Source organism: Sphingomonas sp. GC_Shp_3, from assembly GCF_026540945.1.
Classification (GTDB): Bacteria; Pseudomonadota; Alphaproteobacteria; order Sphingomonadales; family Sphingomonadaceae; genus Sphingomonas.
This window is the reverse complement of sequence record NZ_JALNUT010000002.1, coordinates 364,147-382,054: the sequence shown is the minus strand read 5'-3', so window position 1 is coordinate 382,054 and position 17,908 is coordinate 364,147. Positions and strand designations below refer to the sequence as shown.

Below are 17,908 nucleotides of genomic sequence, written 5' to 3'. Positions count from 1 at the left end.
CCTCAGGAGCTGATCTACCCATGAACACCCGTTTCGCGGTCGCCATCCTCGCGGCAACCACCCTCGTCGCCTGCAAGCCCGCCGCCGACGCCAACACCGATACCGCATCCCCCGCCGCGCCGGCCACCGCCAAGGCGGCGCCTGCCGGTGAGAAGTGGGTCGATGTCGTCGCCAAGACCGACGATGGCGGCTATCGCATGGGCAATCCCGACGCGCCGGTGAAGCTGATCGAATATGGTTCGCGCACCTGCCCGCATTGCGGTGTGTTCGATGCCGAGGGTCTGCCCAAGCTGAAGGCCGGGCCGATCGCGGCGGGCAAGCTGTCCTATGAATTCCACGATTATCCGGTCCACAACCAGCTCGATCTCGGCCCGATCCTGCTCGGCCAGTGTGTCGAGCCGGCGCAGTTCTTCCCGATGCTCGACCAGATGTTCGCCAACCAGGAAACGCTGATCTATCGCAAGGAGCAGATCTCGCCCGCCGAGCAGGCCAAGCTCAGCAACGCTTCGCCCGCGCAGGTCATCAGCTATCTCGCCAATTTCTACGGCTATGTCGATTTCGTGAAGCAGCGCGGCGTGCCCGAGGCGAAGGCCAACGCCTGCCTCAACGATCCCAAGGCGCTGGAGGCGATCGCCAAGCAGACCGATACCGCCAACCAGAAGTACAACATCACCGGCACGCCGACCTTCATCGTCAACGGCAAGGTGGTGCCCAATGCCGCCGCCTACGAACAGCTCGAACCCGCGCTGAAGGCTGCCGGCGCACTGTAAAGCGGCCGACCGGGGGCGGGGGCGTGCAGATCAAACGGCTGCGATTGTCGGGCTTCAAAAGCTTCGTCGATCCAGCCGATCTGCGCATCGAACCCGGCCTGACCGGCGTGGTTGGCCCGAACGGCTGTGGCAAGTCGAACCTGCTCGAGGCGTTGCGCTGGACGATGGGGGAGACCTCCGCCCGGTCGATGCGGGGGGCGGGGATGGAGGACGTGATCTTCGCCGGCACCTCCACCCGCCCGCCGCGCGACTTCGCCGAAGTGTCGATGTTGACCGAGGTCGACGGCCCGGATGGCCCGCAGGAGACCGAGATCGTCCGCCGCATCGAACGCGGCGCCGGTTCCGCCTACCGCATCGACGGGCGCGACGTGCGCGCCAAGGACGTGTCGCTGCTGTTCGCCGATGCGGCCACCGGCGCGCATTCGCCGGCGCTGGTCAGCCAGGGCCGGATCAGCGCGGTGATCGCCGCCAAACCTGCCGAACGCCGCGCGATGCTGGAGGAAGCGGCGGGGATCGCCGGCCTGCATGTCCGCCGCCGCGATGCCGAGGCCCGGTTGCGCGCCACCGAAGCCAATCTCGCCCGGCTTGACGAACTGATCTCCGATCAGGACGCGCGCGTCGCGTCGCTGCGCCGCCAAGCACGGCAGGCGGAACGGTACCGCGCCATTTCCGATCAGATCCGCATCGCCGAAGCGCGGATGATCTTCGCACGCTGGCGCGACGCGCAAGCTGCATCCGATGCCGCCAAGGCCGAAGCCGCCGCCTGCGAAACGCGTGTGAGCGAAGCCGCCGAAGCGCAGCGCGCCGCCGCTGTTCATAGCGCGCAAGCGACCGAAACCGTGGCCCAGGCCCGCGCCGCCGCGCAGGTGGCTCGCGATGCGGCGAGCGAGGCGGGGCACATCCTCGCCGGCTTGCGCGCCGATCATGCCACGGTGCTGCGCCGGATCAAGGATCTCGACGACAGCACCGCCCGACTCGCCGCCGACCGTACGCGGGAGGGCGCGCTGGCGAGCGACGCCGCCGCGGCGATCGCACGGCTGGCGGACGAGGCGAAGGCGCTCGACGCACGGCTTGCCGGGGCGGCTGCGCGCGCACCCGAACTCGACTCTGCGGTCGCCGAGGCGGAGCGGGCAGGGCGCGATGCCGAGGTCATGCTCGCGCAGGGGCTCGCCGCGCAGGCCAGCGAGATCGCCGACGTCCGCGTCGCCGATGCCGCGCTCGCCGCCGCCCGCGCCCGCGTCGAGCGCGCCGCGCGTGATCTCGCCCGCGTGTCTGGCGAGGCGAACGCACTCGCCGACGCCGCACCATTGCTCGCCGAACGCGCCCGCGCCGCCGAGGCTCGCGCACAGGCGCTGCGTCATGCCGAGGCGGCGCGGGCCGCGCTGGCCGGCGCGGATGCCAGCGAACGCGCCGCGATCGGGTCACGTGACCATGCCCAGTCGCAGCGCTCCGCCGCGCACGCCGACCTCGCCGCACTCGATAGCGAGGCGGCTGCGCTCAGCAAGGCGACGCGCCGGGGCGACGGACGCGACCGGCTGCTCGATCACGTCCGCCCCGAGCCCGGCTACGAACGCGCGCTGGCGGCGGCACTTGGCGACGACCTTGAAGCCGGGCTGGACCCGACCGCCGAGCGCCATTGGGCGGGTGCGTCGATCCAGCCCGACGATCCGCTTGCGCCATCCGGCACGACGCCGCTCATCGGCCACGTCGCCGCGCCCGATGCGATCGGCCGGCGGCTCGCGCAGGTGTTCGTTGCCGACACGGACGCGGGCGCGCCGCTCGCGGTCGGTCAGCGCATCGTTACGTTGGCGGGCGTGCTGCGCCGTTGGGACGGGTATGTCGCGCGCAGCGGCGGGGCGGCGGCGGCGGAGCGGCTCGCACGGCTCAACCGCCTGCGCGCGATCGAACAGGTGCGGCCCGATCTGGTGCGCGCGGTGGACGCCGCCGATGGCGAGTTGCGCCGCATCGACGTCACCATCGCCGATGCGCGCCGCGTCGCCGCCGACGCCCGCCGGTTGCTCGATTCGTCCGAAGCCACCGCGCGCGACGCTGCCCGCGCCGAGGATCGCGCCGCCACCGCGCTCGAACGGCTCGATGCGCAACGCGCCGATCTCGCCACGCGGAGTGAGCGCGTGCGCGGGGAACATGCCGAGGCGTCCGCCGAGGTCGATCGCGCCACCATCGCCCGCGCCGCGCTACCAGACGGCAGCGAAACCCGCGCCCGCGTCGCCGCGCTCTCTGCCGACGCGGAGGCGAAACGCGCCGCCATCGCCACCATCCGCGCCGAACGCGCCGGGCTCGACCGCGCGATCGCCGATACCCGCGAGCGTCTTGCCGCCGGCACTGCCGAGGCGAAGGGCTGGCGCTCCCGCGCGGGCGAGGCGGCCAAGCGCATCGCCGAAATGGACCGGCGCGCGTCCGACTTGAGCGCGGAGGCGGTGACGCTGGCCGACCGCCCCGCCGCGCTCGCCGCCGGGATCGCCGCCGCCGAAGCCGCGCATACTCAAGCCCGTGCCATCGCGGACGAGGCCGCAACTGCCGAACGCGCCGCCGAGGTTTCCCTGCGCGACGCCGAAGCGCGCACCCACGCCGCTGCCGAGGCGCTTGCGCAAGCGCGCGAAGCGCGTGCCGGTGCGGCCGCCCGTGCCGAAAACCAGGAACTGCGCCGCATCGAGATGAACCGGCTTGCCGGCGAACGCTTCCAATGCCCGTCGGTACTGCTGCCGGAACGCGTCGGCTTCGACGGCGCCACCGTTCGGACACCGGCCGAAGAATCCGCCGCTCACGAGAAACTCAGCATCGATCGTGAGCGGATCGGCCCGGTCAACCTCGTCGCCGGGCAGGAACTCGCCGAGCTTGAAGCGTCCAGCGCCGGCAACGCCGCCGAGCGCGAGGAACTCGGCCTCGCCGTCAACCGGCTGCGCGGCTCGATCGGCACGCTCAACCGCGAGGGGCGGCAGCGCCTGCTCGCCGCGTTCGAGGCGGTCGACACGCATTTCCGGCGGCTGTTCACTACCTTGTTCAACGGCGGGCAGGCGCATCTCGAACTGATCGATTCGGACGATCCGCTCGAGGCGGGGCTGGAGATCATGGCGCAGCCCCCCGGCAAGCGGCTGCAATCGCTCACGCTGCTGTCGGGCGGCGAACAGGCGTTGACGGCGGTGGCGCTGATCTTCGGCCTGTTCCTCACCAACCCGGCGCCGATCTGCGTGCTCGACGAGGTGGATGCGCCGCTCGACGATGCCAATATCGAACGGTTCTGCGACCTGCTCGACGCGATGGCGCGTGAGACGCTGACCCGCTACCTTATCGTCACGCATAATGCTGTGACGATGAGCCGCATGCACCGGCTGTTCGGCGTGACGATGATCGAACAGGGCGTCAGCCGCCTGGTCTCGGTCGATCTTGGCGGCGCGACCGGATTGCTCGCCGCCTGAGCGGACCTTAGCACGCCGCCGAGTGTTGGTGCCGCGATACTCCACGCACAGGGGACCGTTATGGCCGAAGCGCAAATCTACCTCGATCTCAAGCGCGATCACGACAAGCAGCGCGACATGCTCAAGCAGCTTGGTGAGCTCACCGGCGCATCGGAGGAGCGTCAGTCTCTGTTTGAGGCGTTCCGGGTCGAGTTGCAGGGCCATGCCGCCGCCGAGGAAGAATCGCTGTACGCGACCATGCTTGGCGATCCCGAACTGCGTGACGATGCGCGCCATTCGGTGTCGGAGCACAAGGAAGTCGACGATCTCATCGGCGAAATGAGCGACCTTGAGTTCGGCTCGGACGCCTGGAGCGAAAAGTTCTTCCACATGCGCCGCCGTTACGAGCACCACATCACCGAGGAAGAGGAGGAGATGTTCCCCGCCGCTGCCGAGGAACTCTCCGACGAAACCGAAGCCCACCTCGCCGAGGTGTACGAGAAGCGCAAGCCGATCGAAAGCGCCGAGGCCAAGGCCAATCCGCCGAGCAGCGACGAGCGGGAATAAGCGTCAGGGTGGAAGCGGGGCGGACGGTGGCACGTCCGCTACCATTCCGCCCGCTCCGCTCGCTGCGGCGAACACCGGAGTTCAGCCTGGGGGTGCCGCAGAACCAGCGCCGCGTGTGCTGACGTCAGCGTGCCTGACGGAACGCCGGTCGCTCCGGCCTCATGGATAACGGTGGCGACCGGTAGTCCGCCGTCCGGAATGCATAGAAGAGGAAGTGGGGAGCTTCTGTTGCTCGGTGCCCCCCGTACCGCCGGTGTCCGCTTCTGTTGCCCGGTGCGGCCCGAACCGCGTTTATGCGTCGTAACCTAAGCCGTTAGGCTTTCAGTTACGCGGCAATCGCGAGTGCTTCGTTATCGTTAGCACTTGTGGTTTTGAGCCTTGAACGGGTTACTCAGCCCGGGCAAAAACAGCGCCTTTCAATACACGTCGATCCTGGTTCGACCCCGTCATAGCCCGTCCTGAAAGAACAGGCTGTGGTGGAGTCGCCGGGTACTGCCCCCGGGTCCGCTGCATCTATTTCACGCCGCACTTTATCGCCATAGCCACCGGACGAACCGGCCTGCACGATCCATATAGGGCAGCCGAAACGTATTGCAAAGGGGCGCCTTCCGCTCGCCACATTAGGCGCCCATAGCGCTTGAACTATGTTGACGCAGCGTTCCCGATACGCGCTCCGCGCGATGATCTTCCTTGCCGAAGCTCCCGCCGACACCGCGCCCATTCCGATGAACCGCATCGCCACCGAAGCGAACGTGCCGCGCAAGTTCCTCGAACTCATCCTCGCGGATCTGCGCGAAGCCGGCTTCCTGCACAGCCATCGCGGCAAGATGGGAGGCTACCGCCTGTCGCGGCCGACCCACCTGATCTCGCTGGGTGAAATCATCCGCGTGATCGAGGGGCCGCTCGCGCTCGTGCCATGCGTCAGCCGCACCGCCTATCGTTCCTGCACCGATTGCAAGAGCGAGGCGGCGTGCGCGATCCGCCGTGCGATGCTGCGCGTTCGCGACGAAACCGCGCGCATCCTCGATGGCACCAGCCTCGCCGACGCGGCGGCGGTCGAGGTGCTCGCCGCCGCCTGAACTACCATCAGACTGTCGGGCGATTCTTCAGTTCGTCGCGGATCTCGCGCAGCAGCGCGATGTCTGCCGGCTCCGGCGGCGCGACAGCTGCGGGTACCTCGGGCTTGACCGTCAGCCGGTGCACGGCGCGCACCAGCAGGAAGATGATGAACGCCAGAATCAGGAAGTTGACCGCGGCGGTGATGAACGCGCCGTAGCCGAACACCGCGACGCCGGCCTTTTTCAACGCGGCATAATCGGAGGATCCCGCCAGCGCCTCGGGCACCTTGCCGAGGATGATGAAATGGCTGGAAAAATCCAGGCCGCCGGTGATGAGGCCGATCACCGGCATGATGATATCGTCGGTCAACGACGACACGATCTTGCCGAATGCCGCGCCGATGATGACGGCAACCGCGAGATCGAGCACGTTGCCGCGCGCGATGAACGCCTTGAATTCCTGGATCACAGCAGCTTCCCCATGCGATTTTGCTTCCGCGCGACGATGCTATCCGGGTAAGACGGTGCCGCCAAGACTTGAGGGAAGGTAATCGATGAAGTTTCGTGCCGTGTTCACGATCGCCGCCGTCGCGATGCTGTCCGCCTGCGGGCTGAACTCCGTGCCGACCGCCGAGGAGAATGCCAAGGCGAAGTGGGGCGAGGTCGAGAACCAGTACCAGCGCCGCTCCGATCTCATCCCGAACCTCGTCGCCACCGTGAAGGCGGCCGGCGCGCAGGAGAAATCGATCCTGGTCGAGGTGACGCAGGCGCGCGCCGCCGCCAACACGGTCAAGGTGTCGGGCGACGACCTGAAGGATCCCGCCAAGGTTCAGCAGTTCGCGCAGGTGCAGGGTGCGCTGAGCCTGTCGCTGCAACGCTTGCAGGAGGCGTATCCGGACCTGAAATCGCAGGGCAACTACACCACGCTGATGAGCCAGCTCGAAGGTACCGAGAACCGCATCACGATCGCGCGGTCGGACTATAACACCGCCGTGCAGGCGTATAACGTCACCATCCGCACCTTCCCCGACGCGATCGGCGCCAAGATCTTCTACGGCGCCAAGCCGATGGTGCTGTTCAAGGCGACGACGCCCGCCGCCGAAACCGCGCCAAAGGTCGATTTCGGGAACGGTAACTGAGCCGGATGCGGCCGATGCCGCTGCTTCGGTGGATGTTGCTGCTGCTCGCTGCGCTGCTGGTGGCCGCGCCGGCGACGGCACAGACGTTTCCGCCCCTTACCGGGCGGGTGGTGGATGACGCGCATCTGCTCGACGCGGCGCAGATCGCGCAACTCACCGCGCGTTCGGCTGAGATCGAGAAGGCGTCGTCGCGACAGTTCGTCGTCGCCACCCTTCCCGATCTGCAAGGCTTTCCGATCGAGGAATATGGCTACAAGCTTGGCCGCGCGTGGAAGATCGGGCAGGCGGGCGCGAATAACGGCATCATCCTGATCGTCGCGCCGAAGGAGCGGAAGGTCCGCATCGAGGTCGGTCGCGGGCTCGAGCCGATCATGACCGACGCGCTGTCGAGCGTGATCATAAACCAGACGATCCTGCCCAAGTTCAAGGCCGGGGACATGGCCGGCGGCATCGTCGCCGGCGCGGATGCCATCGCCGAGCAGATGAAACTGCCGCTGGAGGCAGCCGAACAACGCTCCGCCAAAATTCTCGCCACGCAGCAGCAGCAGCAGGCGCGTCGGCAGGACGCCAACGCCGGCTTCGCGGCGGTGCCGGTCATCCTAATCGTGCTGGTCGTCGCCTTTGTCGGCCTGTCGTTCTTCCGGCGTGGCGCCGGCGGGCAGCGTTACACCGGCGGGGGCGGCGGCGTAGGCGGAAGCGGCATCGGCAGCACGGTGGCGAACGTCGCCTTGTGGTCGGTGCTCGATGGCCTGTCGAGCCGCGACCGAGGTGGATCGTGGGGTGGCGGATCGTCCGGCTGGGGCGGCGGCAGCAGCGATGGCGGCGGCTTTTCGGGCGGTGGTGGCGATTTCGGGGGCGGTGGCGCCTCGGGAGACTGGTGATGGCGCGCTTTGCCCTTACCCCAGCCGATCGTGACCGGATCACCGCCGCGGTCGCCGAGGCCGAGCGCGGTACCGATGGCGAGATCGTCACGATCGTCGCCCGCGACTCGGACCGGTATAACGACGTGCCGCTTCAGTTCGCGGCACTGGCGATGCTGCTCGTCACCGCACTGGCCGCGTTCCGATGGCACTGGTTGCTGATCGGTGCCGATGCCTGGGCCGAACCCGATTTCGGCCGTGCGTTGCTGGTGCTGCTGGTCGTGCAGACGGTCGTGTTCCTGATCGTGCGCTACTTCGTCGGCTGGGCGCCGGTGCGCGCCGCGCTCACCCCGCGCACCACGCGGCGGCGGCGGGTGCGGCGGCGCGCGCTGCTCTGCTTCAAGATCGGCGCGGAGAACCGCACGCAGGCGGGCGTCGGTATCCTGCTCTACCTCTCGACGCAGGAACGCATGGCGGAGATCGTGGCAGACGCGGCGATCCACCGCGCGGTCCCGCCCGAACGCTGGGGCGACGCGATGGCCGCGCTCGTCGCGCATGTCCGTGACGGCCGCGCTGGCGACGGCATGGTCGCCGCCGTCGGAGCGATCGGCGCGATCCTGTCGGAGACCTTCCCCAAGACGGAGGATGACGTGAACGAACTCCCCGACCGGGTGATCGAACTGTGAGCGATCCTGTCGAGACCGTATGGCAGGGCAAGTTCATCACCGTGCGCAAGCAGGGCACGTGGGAATATGTCGGCCGCGCACGCGACATCCACGCGGCGGTGATCCTTGCGGTCGAGGATGGCCACGTCCTGCTGGTCGAGCAATATCGCGTGCCGCTCGGCCGCTCCTGTATCGAGATGCCTGCGGGCCTCGTCGGCGACGAGACCGAAGGGGAGAGCATCGCTCACTCGGCTGCGCGCGAACTGGAGGAGGAAACCGGCTATCGCTCCGCGCATATCGAGGTGATCGGCGCGTTCTGCTCCTCGCCGGGGATGGTGTCGGAAAGCTTCACGCTGGTGCGCGCGAGCGGCCTCACCAAAGTCAGCGAAGGCGGCGGCGTGCCGGGCGAGAACATCACCGTTCACCGCGTGGCGCTTACCGCGCTACCGAAGTTCATCGCCGCCAAACGCGGCGAAGGGCTGGCGGTGGATGTAAAGTTGCTGCTGCTGCTGGGTGCGTCGATTTTGGGGTGAACGGCTTGCCGGTGGTTGCCGGGAACCGGCAGAACTTGCTTCGAGAATGGTGGCAAGCGGCCGATTGGAGGATCAACGGACGGGCGGAAATGCCTGTATGTGACGCACAGTTACAAGAATCATCATTCCTGCGACGCCGCATGCGAAAACGGTGGCGTGAACGGAATGATCCACTTCTGCGTATCGGCTCGACATAAACAAGCCGAAGGCCGAACCTACCAGAGCGTAGCGCGCGAGTGCGGGAAGATATTGTGGCCGCATCGCCATCATGATCACAACCGCGACGCCGCAGATAGCTGACGCATAGCTGAGCAGATCACTGATCACAGCCAAACGCCTCCAGCTTCGGGCACGGTGTGGCGGACAACGGATGAGTCCGCAATGTCCGCGACTGGGCGTAAGCAGTCTCCCGCCCGCGCGTAAACGTTCGCAACGCCTGCCATCGCGGCAGGGCCGGACGACGCTGCAAGGCAGGCCAGCTTACCGGAAATTATCCGCGTACGCCTGCAACTTCAGCTTCCGTTCGGGTGCAGCCACGACGAAGTATTCCAGCCCCTCGCGTTCCGCATAGGCGACTGCGGCTTCGCATGTCGGAAACGCCATGCGAACCTGGTTCTGGGTGTCGCCCGAGCCAGCCCAGCCCATCAGCGGATCGGCAGAGCGTGCTTCTGCCTGCTCGAAATCGAGCATCCAGCCGTTGGTGCGGGCGCGGCCCGACTGCATCGCATTCTTCGGGTGCTGGTAGATACGGGCGGTAGCCATCGGTGTTCGGTTTCCCTCTTGATCGAACCCTCTTAACGCGTGGAACGCGCCCTTGCATCCGCGTTTTTCGTGCGCGTCGTCGGCACGGCGGCGGCGGGGTCGTCCGGCCAGGGGTGGCGCGGGTAGCGACCGCCCATTTCACGCGCGACATCGGCCCAGCTTCCGCTCCAGAAACCGGGCAGGTCGCGCGTGGTCTGGATCGGCCGGCCGGCAGGCGAGGTGAGGCTCAGCACCAGCGGCACGCGCCCGCCCGCCACGCTCGGGTGTGCAGCCAGCCCGAAGAGTGCCTGCGGGCGCAGGTCGACGCGCGGGCCGCCTTCGGCCGCATAGTCGATCGGGTGGCTGGTTCCGGCCGGCGACTGGAAGTGGGTCGGCGCCTCGGCATCAAGCAGTCGCAGCGTGTCCCAGCCGATCACCCCCCGTAAGCCTTCCGCCAGCGCGCCCGGGTCGATCGCGTCGAGCCGCCGCTTGCCGGTCAGCAGCGGCGTCAGCCATTCGTCGGCGCGCGCCAGTAACGCCGCCGCGTCGATCGCCTCGACCGGGCGGCCCTGATCGCGCAGGAACGCGATCCGGGCGAGCAGCACTTGCGCCGCCTCGCTCCACGGCAGCAGCGCGAAGCCACCTGCGCGAACGCCATCAAGCAACGCTTGGGTAATCGCATCGCGGTCGGGATCGGCATCCGGGCCGCTCGACAGCCGGATCGCGCCGAGCCGCCGTTCCCGCGTGGCGCGCACGCCCCCGGTCGCCGGATCAAACGCGACGGTGCGGTGCGTAACGATAGCGTCTCCGAACAGCGCTTCGACCGTGGCCTGGTCGATCGGCGCGGCCGACAGGATGCGCGCGCCCGCCGCCATGCCCTGCGTCTCGGCCACCGCCAGCCACTCCGCGCGGGCGAGCGATGAGGTCGGATCGAGCCGGAAGCCGCGTCCGCCAACCGAAGCCCATGCTTCGCCGCTGGCATCGCGCCGCCGCGCGATCCGGTCCGGAAAGGCGAGCGCGATCGCGGTGGCAAGGCCGTCCTCACCCGCCGCGCCCGCGTGGCGGACCAGGCTTGCCCAGCGTTTCGCCAGCCGCCGCCCGCCCTCCGCGCGCGCACCCCGCTCGCCACGCCAGCGCCGCAGCCGCATTTCGAGATCGGCGTCGCTGCCGCCAAGCCCACGCTCGCCGAGTAGCACCGCCACCTCCGCCGCCACCGCGCCCAGCCCGATGTCTCCGGCACGCACCAGCATATGCCCGAGGCGCGGCGGCAGCGGCAGCTTCGCAATGGCTGCGCCATGCGCGGTCGGGCGTCCGCCGTCGTCGATCGCGTCCAGCGTGCGCAACCGCGCGCGCGCCTCATTGACAGCGGCCTCGGGTGGCGGATCGAGCCACGCCAGCCCGCGCGGGTCGCTTACCCCCCAAAGTGCGCAGTCGAGCGTCAGCGCCGACAGGTCCGCCTCCAGGATCTCGGGCGGATCGAAGCGCGGCAGCCCGGCGGTGGCGGCTTCCTCCCACAACCGGTAGGCTGTGCCCGGCCGCTGGCGCGCGGCGCGGCCGGCGCGCTGCGTCACCGCCGCCTGGCTCGCGCGTTCGGTGACGAGCCGGGTCATCCCCGCCGCGCGGTCGTACCGCGGGCGCCGCGCGAGGCCGCAATCGACCACCACCGAGATGCCGTCGAGCGTCAGGCTGGTTTCCGCGATCGCGGTCGCCAGCACGATCTTGCGCCGCCCGTGCGGGTCGGCCGCGATCGCGGCGCGCTGCGCGCCGGGGTCTAGGTTCCCGTGCAGCCGGTGCAGCGCGATGCCGTCGCCCAATCCGGCCAGCCGCTCGGCAGTACGCTCGATCTCACCGACGCCGGGCAGGAAGGCGAGCACACCGCCGTCCTCCTCGCGCAGCGCGGTGCGGATCGCGGCCGCCACCGCATCCTCGATCCGCGCCTCACCTGCGCGACCGAGGTGATGCAGCGTCAGCGGAAACATCCGCCCCGCGCTCTCGATCACCGGGGCTGCACCCATCAACGCCGAGAACCGCCCGCCGTCCAGCGTCGCCGACATCGCCACCAGCCGCAGGTCCGGTCGCAACCCGCCTTGCGCGTCCAATGCCAGCGCCAATCCGAAATCGCTGTCGAGGCTGCGTTCGTGCACCTCGTCGAACAGCACCGCCGACACGCCGGTCAGTTCCGGGTCGCTCTGGATGCGGTTGACGAAAATGCCCTCGGTCAGGACCGTGACGCGGGTCGTGGACGAGCGTTTGCTATCCATCCGCGTCGCATAGCCGTAGGTTTGCCCGACGGTCTGCCCCGCCAGAACCGCCATCCGCTCCGCCGCCGCGCGCGCCGCCAGCCGGCGCGGCGACAACAGCAGGATCTCGCCGGTGCACCAATCCTCACCCAGCAAGGCTGGCGCCACCGCCGTCGTCTTGCCCGCCCCTGGTGGTGCCACCAGCACCGCGTTCGCTCCTGCGCGCAGGGCGGCTAGCAGGTCAGGCAGAACGGCGAGGACGGGCAAAGTGGGTTCGGTCACGATCCTTGCCATAGGCGCAGGCCTATGCGCGCGAAAGTCGTGTCCGCCTGTCGGCATGACGGCGATTTTACCTGTCTTGTCCTAGTATCACCTGCGGCGGCGGTGCTAACCGTCGCGGAAGCAAGCAACGCGCGGAGTTCCCTTGGGCGGCCATCACCATCACGCGCACGATCATGGCGGCCACGACCATGCGCACGGCCACAGCCACGGCCACGGGCATTCCCACGCGCCCGCAGCCTTCGACCGCGCGTTCCTGATCGGCATTTCGCTCAACATCGCGTTCGTCGTGGTGGAGGCAGGGTTCGGCTTCGTCGCCGATTCGGTGGCGCTGCTCGCGGATGCCGGGCACAACCTTTCCGACGTGCTCGGCCTCGCGGTCGCATGGGGCGGCGCGACGCTCGCGCGGCGTGCGCCGTCTAAGCGCTTCACCTACGGCTACAAGGGTTCGACTATCCTCGCCGCGCTGTTCAACGCGATCTTCCTGCTGGTCGCGCTCGGCGCGATCGTGCTGGAGGCGGCACAGCGGCTCGCCACGCCCGCGCCGGTGGCGGGCGCGACGGTATCGGCGGTCGCGGCGGTCGGCCTCGTCATCAACCTGTCGACCGCGCTGCTGTTCGCGCGCGGGCGCAAGGACGACATCAACATCCGCGGCGCATTCCTCCACATGGCGAGCGACGCGGCGGTGTCGGCGGGCGTAGTGATCGTCGGCGGCGTGATCTTGCTCACTGGCCTCACTTGGCTGGACCCGGCGGTGAGCATCGTCATCGCGCTGCTGATCGTGTGGCAGACCTGGGGGTTGCTGCGTGAATCGGTGGAAATGTCGCTGGCGGCGGTGCCGCGCGCGATCGACTATGACGCGGTCGGGGCGGCGCTACAGGCGCTGCCGGGTGTGGCGCGTATCCATGATCTCCACATCTGGCCGATGAGCACGACCGAGACGGTGCTGACCGCGCATCTGCTGATGCCAGCCGGTCAGCCGGGCGACGCTTTCCTGCTCGAAACGCAGGAGATGCTACGCACGCGCTTCGGCATCGGCCACGCCACCGTGCAGGTCGAAACCACCGACTGCGAAGCCGGCTGCTAGGCGGCGCGGTCGCGCGCCAGCCACCATTTCAGAAGCGCGGTGGTCTGCTCGGGCAGTTCCAGCGCGGGCAGGTGGCCACAGTTTTCGAACACATGCAGGTGCGCGCCGGGGATCAGCGCCGCGATTTCCTCGGCGTCGCTGGGCGGCGTAATGCGGTCACCATCGCCGACCGCGACCAGCACCGGCACGCGAACGCCGGGCAGGATGTGGCGCAGGTCGGCGCGGTCGAGGATGGCATGTTGCTGGCGCAGGAACGCAGCACCACCGACGCGTAGCGCCATTGCCCTCAGCGCTTCCGCGACCGGCCCGTCCGTCTTGTCCGCGCCGACCAGCCGCTCCAGCAACTGCCGGGTGATGCCAACGAAGCGCCCGCGTTCAAGCGAGGCCATCCCCACCCGGCGCTGTTCCGCGCGCTCCGCCGAATCCGCGCGCGCACTGGTGTCGAGCAGCGCGACGGAGGTCACCCGCTCCGGCGCCTGCCGCAGGATTTCGAGCGCGACATAGCCGCCCATCGACAGCGCGACGAGCGCGAAGCGCGGTGGCGCCGCCGCCAGCACGCGCCGCGCCATCGCCGGGACGCTGTCGTCGAGGGTGAGGTCCGCCACCATCGGCGCGACCAGCGGCGCGAGCGCGTCGATCTGCGGCCGCCACAACGCCGCGTCGCAGAGCAGGCCCGGCAGGAACACCGTCGGCAGCAACGGCTGTGGGACCGGCGCGAGCGTGGCGAAATCCTGATCGTCAACGGCTGGGACGAAACCAAAAGCGTCAAAATCGGTGAACATGAGCGAGTCTCCGTTGCACATCATGTGGCGTATCGCCGGTCATTGGTCTAATATCTGGCATGCATCATCGTGATAGCTTTTGGAGATAGCTATGGAGCTGCGGCACGTTCGTTACTTCCTCGCGGTGGCGGAGGAGGGAAACTTTACCCGCGCCGCGCGACGGCTTGGGATCGGCCAGCCACCGCTCAGCCAGCAGATCCGCGATCTCGAGACGGAGATTGGCGCTCGCCTTTTCCACCGCGTGCCGCACGGCGCGGAGCTGACGGAAGCGGGGGCGGCGTTTCAGGCGCGGGTGCGCGATCTGCCGCACCTGGCGGAGGCCGCGATTCACGCAGCGCAGCGCGCCGGGCGTGGCGAAACCGGCGCGTTGCGGGTCGGTTTCACCGGATCAGCGGCGTTCAACCCGATCGTGCCGAGCGTGATCCGCGCCTACCGCCGCCGCTTCCCCGACGTTGAACTGAGCTTGCGTGAGGGCAATTCGCTCGATCTCGTCGCAGCATTGCGCGACGACATGCTCGACGCGGCGTTCCTGCGCCCCGATGCGGTCGATCTCGCCGGGCTCGCGATCCACGACCTCGACGACGAGCAGCTGGTCGCCGCCGTGCCGGTCGCGCACACGGCCGCCCGGAACGCTGCGCTTCCGCTCGCAACCCTCGCGGGCGAGGCATTCGTGTTGACCCCGCGCGATCTCGGCCCGACGCTGTTCGATGCTGCCATCGGAGCCTGCCACGACGCCGGGTTCGAGCCGATGCTTGGCCAGTCCGCGCCGCAGATCGCCTCGGTGCTGGCGTTCGTCGCGGCGGAACTCGGCGTGTCGCTGGTGCCCGACAGCATGCGGAGCGCGCTGATCCAGGGTGTCGTCTACCTCGACCTCAGCGACGTGCGCCGCAGCGTGCGCATGGCAATCGCGCACCGGCGCGGTGACCTGTCCACCGCGCTGCGCCACTTTGCCGGCGCGGCGCGGGCGCATGCCGTGCAGAGGGCCTGACCACACCCGCATCCGTGCGGCGCGCATGTTGCCCAGCCACGGTCGCGCGTGATAGCGCGGGTACGCAGTCGCAGCGTCGCCGTACGAGCGGTCGCCGACGCCGGGGGTGTGGGGCTGACGATGCAACGGGTTTCTGACAGTCTCATCCATACCGTTGGCGGCATTCTGTCCGCACACGGCGCGCCTGCTCCGGCGATGCCCGCCAGCTATGCGCCGGCTGATTTCTCCGTACACTTCTTCCTGCAACTCGCGGTGATCCTCCTCACCTGCAAAGTGGTGGGCTGGTTCGCGCAACGCTTCCTTGGCCAACCGCAGGTGGTGGGCGAGATGATCGCCGGCGTTGTGCTCGGCCCCTCGCTGTTCGGTCTGCTCCTGCCCGATGTCGCCGGCGCGGTGTTCCCTAAGGAAACGCGGAACGTGCTCTATGCGGGTGCGCAGGTGGGGGTGGGGCTATACATGTTCCTGGTCGGCACCACGCTGCGTGTCGATCACATCCGGTCCAAGGTTCGCAGTGCCGCGAGCGTGTCCATGGCGGGGATCGCCGCGCCATTCGTGGTGGCCGTGCTGCTCACGCCGTTTCTGCTGAATATACCGGGCCTGTTCGCCGCCGCGATATCACGAACCGACGCGACCCTGTTCCTCGGCGCCTGCATCGCGCTGACCGCATTTCCGATGCTGGCGCGGATCATCAACGAACGCGGACTTGCCGATACCGCGCTCGGCACGCTGACGCTGACGGCGGGTGCGTTCGACGATGTCGCATCGTGGTGCGTGCTGGCGCTGGTGCTCGCGACGTTCGGCGGCGGGCCGGGCGTGGTGGTGCTGGCGATCGGCGGCGGCGTCGCATGGGCGGTGGCGGTGTTGCTGCTCGGCCCCAAGCTGCTGCGGCCGCTCGCGCGTGTCGTCGAGCGCGACGGCGCGATGAGCAATGCCACACTGGCCAGCGTGCTGGCGCTGTTCTGCCTGTCCGCGTTCCTGATGGACGCGTGCGGCATCCATGCGATCTTCGGCGGCTTCGTGCTGGGCGTAGCCATTCCGCGCGGCGCGTTTGCCGAGGAAATCCGCCGCAAGCTCGAACCAGTCACGGTGGTGCTGCTGCTCCCGATGTTCTTCGCCTATTCCGGGCTGAACACCCGCCTCGACATGGTGGGATCGCCGACGCTGCTGCTGATCGCGCTGGGTGTGCTGGCCGCGTCGATCCTCGCCAAGGGTGGCGCCTGTTACCTTGCGGCGCGATTGGCCGGGGAGGACAACCGCACCGCGCTCGGCATCGGCGCGCTGATGAACTCGCGCGGGCTGATGGAACTCATCATCGTCAACATCGGCTTGCAGAAGGGCATTATCGGCCCGACCTTGTTCGCGATGCTGGTGCTGATGGCGATCGTCACCACGATGATGGCGGGGCCACTGTTCGAACTGGTCTATGGCCGCCACGTGCGCGCATCAACCAGTCCCGCCTGAACGCATCGGCTACGGCGATCGGAGTGACTGGCTGGGGCGGCAGGATTCGAACCTGCGGTACGCGGCATCAAAAGCCGCTGCCTTACCACTTGGCTACGCCCCAACAGCGAAGGCAGGCCTTTAGGCGCAGCCTTCGTCGGTGGAAAGACCCTTTTGCAAAGGATCGTCTCGATCAGGCGACCCGCTCGACCCAGCCGTGCTGGTCCACCACCTTGCCACGCTGCAACCCGGTGAGTGCATCGCGGATGCGCATCGTGGTCTGGCCGGGGCCGCCGCTGCCGATGGTGAAGTCGCCGTCCGCCATCTTCATCATGCCGATCGGCGCGACGACGGCGGCGGTGCCGCAGGCGAACGCCTCGCGCAGGCGGCCGCTCTCCGCATCGGCGCGGCAATCCTCGATCGCATAGGGCTCCTCGCGCACGGTCAGCCCCATGTCGCGCGCCATCGTGATGATCGAATCGCGGGTGATGCCGGGCAGGATGGTACCGGTCAGCGGCGGCGTGGCGAGGCTGCCGTCGTCGAACACGAAGAAGATGTTCATGCCACCCAGTTCCTCGATCCAGCGGCGTTCGACCGCATCGAGGAACAGCACCTGGTCGCAGCCCTTGCGGATCGCCTCGGCCTGCGCGACGAGGCTGGAGGCATAGTTGCCGCCGCACTTGGCCGCACCCGTGCCGCCGGGGGCGGCGCGCGTGTAATCCTGCGACACCCACAAGGATACCGCGCCAGCGCCGGCCTTGAAATAGGCGCCGACCGACGAGGCGATCACCGCGTAGAGATATTCGGAGGACGGCTTGACGCCGAGGAACACCTCGCTCGCGATCATGAAGGGCCGCAGGTACAGCGCGCCGCCCTCGGCCTCCGGGATCCAGTCCTGCTCGACCTTCACCAGTTCGCGTACCGAGGCGAGAAACAGATCCTCGGGCAGCGGCTCCATCGCCATGCGGATCGCGGAATCGTGGAAGCGGCGGGCGTTCGCCTCGGGCCGGAACAACGCGGTGCTGCCGTCGGCGAGGCGGTAGGCCTTCATGCCCTCGAAGATTTCCTGCGCATAGTGCAGTACGGCCGATGCGCCATCCATCTGGAATGCGGCGCGCGGCACGATCTTGGCATCATGCCAGCCCTTGTCTTCCGTGAAGCGGATCAGCGCCATGTGATCGGTGAACACGCGCCCGAAGCCGGGGTTCTCCAGCAGGCGCGCGCGCTCGTTCGCCTCGACCGGGCTGGCGTGGCGTTCGAATGAAAATGACGGGGCGCTGGCGCCGCGATCCGTAGCGAGTTCGATCTGATCGGGCATGGCAACCTTCGTACATCTTGATACA

Annotated in this window: 17 protein-coding genes, 1 tRNA gene and 1 other RNA gene; 11 read left to right on the top strand and 8 right to left on the bottom strand. The window is 68.5% G+C overall.

Annotated elements, in window-relative coordinates; all coding sequences use genetic code 11:
* The first annotated feature begins 20 nt into the window (after positions 1-20).
* From OXR00_RS07460 to OXR00_RS07450, 3 genes are read left to right on the top strand one after another with little or no spacing between them, the layout of a single operon-like run.
* Positions 21-770: a thioredoxin domain-containing protein gene (locus OXR00_RS07460; RefSeq protein WP_242147418.1), complete on the top strand. Its 750-nt coding sequence runs from the start codon at positions 21-23 to the stop codon at positions 768-770.
* Positions 771-793: 23 nt separating this feature from the next.
* The gene (smc, locus tag OXR00_RS07455) at positions 794-4,207 is read left to right on the top strand and encodes a chromosome segregation protein SMC (RefSeq protein ID WP_267387511.1); all 3,414 of its coding nucleotides are present in this window, start codon (positions 794-796) and stop codon (positions 4,205-4,207) included.
* Positions 4,208-4,267: 60 nt separating this feature from the next.
* Positions 4,268-4,753 carry a hemerythrin domain-containing protein gene (locus OXR00_RS07450; RefSeq protein WP_267387510.1) on the top strand — a complete coding sequence of 162 codons (486 nt, stop codon included), beginning with the start codon at positions 4,268-4,270 and terminating at the stop codon, positions 4,751-4,753.
* A 252-nt stretch (positions 4,754-5,005) separates the two neighbouring features.
* On the opposite strand, the gene ssrA is transcribed toward OXR00_RS07450, so the two are convergent.
* Positions 5,006-5,355: a transfer-messenger RNA gene (gene ssrA / locus OXR00_RS07445) on the bottom strand.
* A gap of 42 nt (positions 5,356-5,397) precedes the next feature.
* On the opposite strand from ssrA, the gene OXR00_RS07440 reads away from it, so the two are divergent.
* Positions 5,398-5,832 (top strand): Rrf2 family transcriptional regulator, encoded by a 435-nt coding sequence (locus OXR00_RS07440; protein WP_267387509.1) that lies wholly within the window; start codon positions 5,398-5,400, stop codon positions 5,830-5,832.
* A gap of 7 nt (positions 5,833-5,839) precedes the next feature.
* Here the strand turns inward: OXR00_RS07440 and mscL are convergent, their stop codons facing one another.
* Positions 5,840-6,280 carry a large conductance mechanosensitive channel protein MscL gene (mscL, locus tag OXR00_RS07435; RefSeq protein ID WP_267387508.1) on the bottom strand — a complete coding sequence of 147 codons (441 nt, stop codon included), beginning with the start codon at positions 6,278-6,280 and terminating at the stop codon, positions 5,840-5,842.
* An 85-nt stretch (positions 6,281-6,365) separates the two neighbouring features.
* Between mscL and OXR00_RS07430 the strand changes: the two genes are divergently transcribed.
* The 4 genes from OXR00_RS07430 to OXR00_RS07415 are packed head-to-tail and all read left to right on the top strand — an operon-like array spanning position 6,366 to position 9,008.
* On the top strand, positions 6,366-6,950 hold the full coding sequence (locus tag OXR00_RS07430; RefSeq protein WP_267387507.1) for a LemA family protein: 585 nt from the start codon (positions 6,366-6,368) through the stop codon (positions 6,948-6,950).
* Positions 6,951-6,964: 14 nt separating this feature from the next.
* Positions 6,965-7,831, top strand: a complete 867-nt coding sequence (locus OXR00_RS07425) for a TPM domain-containing protein (protein ID WP_267387506.1) — start codon at positions 6,965-6,967, stop codon at positions 7,829-7,831.
* A complete protein-coding gene (locus tag OXR00_RS07420) occupies positions 7,831-8,496 on the top strand; it encodes a hypothetical protein (RefSeq protein WP_267387505.1) in 666 nt (221 codons plus the stop codon). Before OXR00_RS07425 ends, OXR00_RS07420 begins: the two co-directional genes overlap by 1 nt.
* Positions 8,493-9,008: an NUDIX hydrolase gene (locus tag OXR00_RS07415; protein ID WP_267387504.1), complete on the top strand. Its 516-nt coding sequence runs from the start codon at positions 8,493-8,495 to the stop codon at positions 9,006-9,008. Before OXR00_RS07420 ends, OXR00_RS07415 begins: the two co-directional genes overlap by 4 nt.
* A 72-nt stretch (positions 9,009-9,080) precedes the next feature.
* Here the strand turns inward: OXR00_RS07415 and OXR00_RS07410 are convergent, their stop codons facing one another.
* The 3 genes from OXR00_RS07410 to hrpB form a co-directional block, all read right to left on the bottom strand.
* The gene (locus OXR00_RS07410) at positions 9,081-9,335 is read right to left on the bottom strand and encodes a hypothetical protein (RefSeq protein WP_267387503.1); all 255 of its coding nucleotides are present in this window, start codon (positions 9,333-9,335) and stop codon (positions 9,081-9,083) included.
* Between the two features lie 153 nt (positions 9,336-9,488).
* Positions 9,489-9,770, bottom strand: coding sequence for an ETC complex I subunit (locus tag OXR00_RS07405; protein WP_267387502.1), 282 nt, complete (start codon positions 9,768-9,770; stop codon positions 9,489-9,491).
* Positions 9,771-9,802: 32 nt separating this feature from the next.
* Entirely contained in the window at positions 9,803-12,271 is a 2,469-nt protein-coding gene (gene hrpB, locus OXR00_RS07400; protein WP_267387501.1) for an ATP-dependent helicase HrpB, read from the bottom strand.
* 142 nt (positions 12,272-12,413) lie between these two features.
* Here hrpB and OXR00_RS07395 point away from each other — a divergent pair, with 142 nt between their 5' ends.
* Positions 12,414-13,355 carry a cation diffusion facilitator family transporter gene (locus tag OXR00_RS07395; RefSeq protein ID WP_267387500.1) on the top strand — a complete coding sequence of 314 codons (942 nt, stop codon included), beginning with the start codon at positions 12,414-12,416 and terminating at the stop codon, positions 13,353-13,355.
* Here the strand turns inward: OXR00_RS07395 and OXR00_RS07390 are convergent.
* A complete protein-coding gene (locus tag OXR00_RS07390; protein WP_267387499.1) occupies positions 13,352-14,137 on the bottom strand; it encodes an alpha/beta fold hydrolase in 786 nt (261 codons plus the stop codon). The genes OXR00_RS07395 and OXR00_RS07390 overlap by 4 nt on opposite strands.
* A gap of 91 nt (positions 14,138-14,228) precedes the next feature.
* On the opposite strand from OXR00_RS07390, the gene OXR00_RS07385 reads away from it, so the two are divergent.
* Both OXR00_RS07385 and OXR00_RS07380 read left to right on the top strand, forming a co-directional pair.
* A complete protein-coding gene (locus OXR00_RS07385) occupies positions 14,229-15,125 on the top strand; it encodes a LysR family transcriptional regulator (RefSeq protein WP_267387498.1) in 897 nt (298 codons plus the stop codon).
* Between the two features lie 120 nt (positions 15,126-15,245).
* The gene (locus OXR00_RS07380; RefSeq protein ID WP_267387497.1) at positions 15,246-16,586 is read left to right on the top strand and encodes a cation:proton antiporter; all 1,341 of its coding nucleotides are present in this window, start codon (positions 15,246-15,248) and stop codon (positions 16,584-16,586) included.
* A 28-nt stretch (positions 16,587-16,614) separates the two neighbouring features.
* On the opposite strand, the gene OXR00_RS07375 is transcribed toward OXR00_RS07380, so the two are convergent.
* Positions 16,615-16,689 (bottom strand) — tRNA-Gln (locus OXR00_RS07375).
* A gap of 69 nt (positions 16,690-16,758) precedes the next feature.
* A complete protein-coding gene (locus OXR00_RS07370; RefSeq protein WP_267387496.1) occupies positions 16,759-17,883 on the bottom strand; it encodes a branched-chain amino acid aminotransferase in 1,125 nt (374 codons plus the stop codon).
* Between the last annotated feature and the right edge of the window lie 25 nt (positions 17,884-17,908).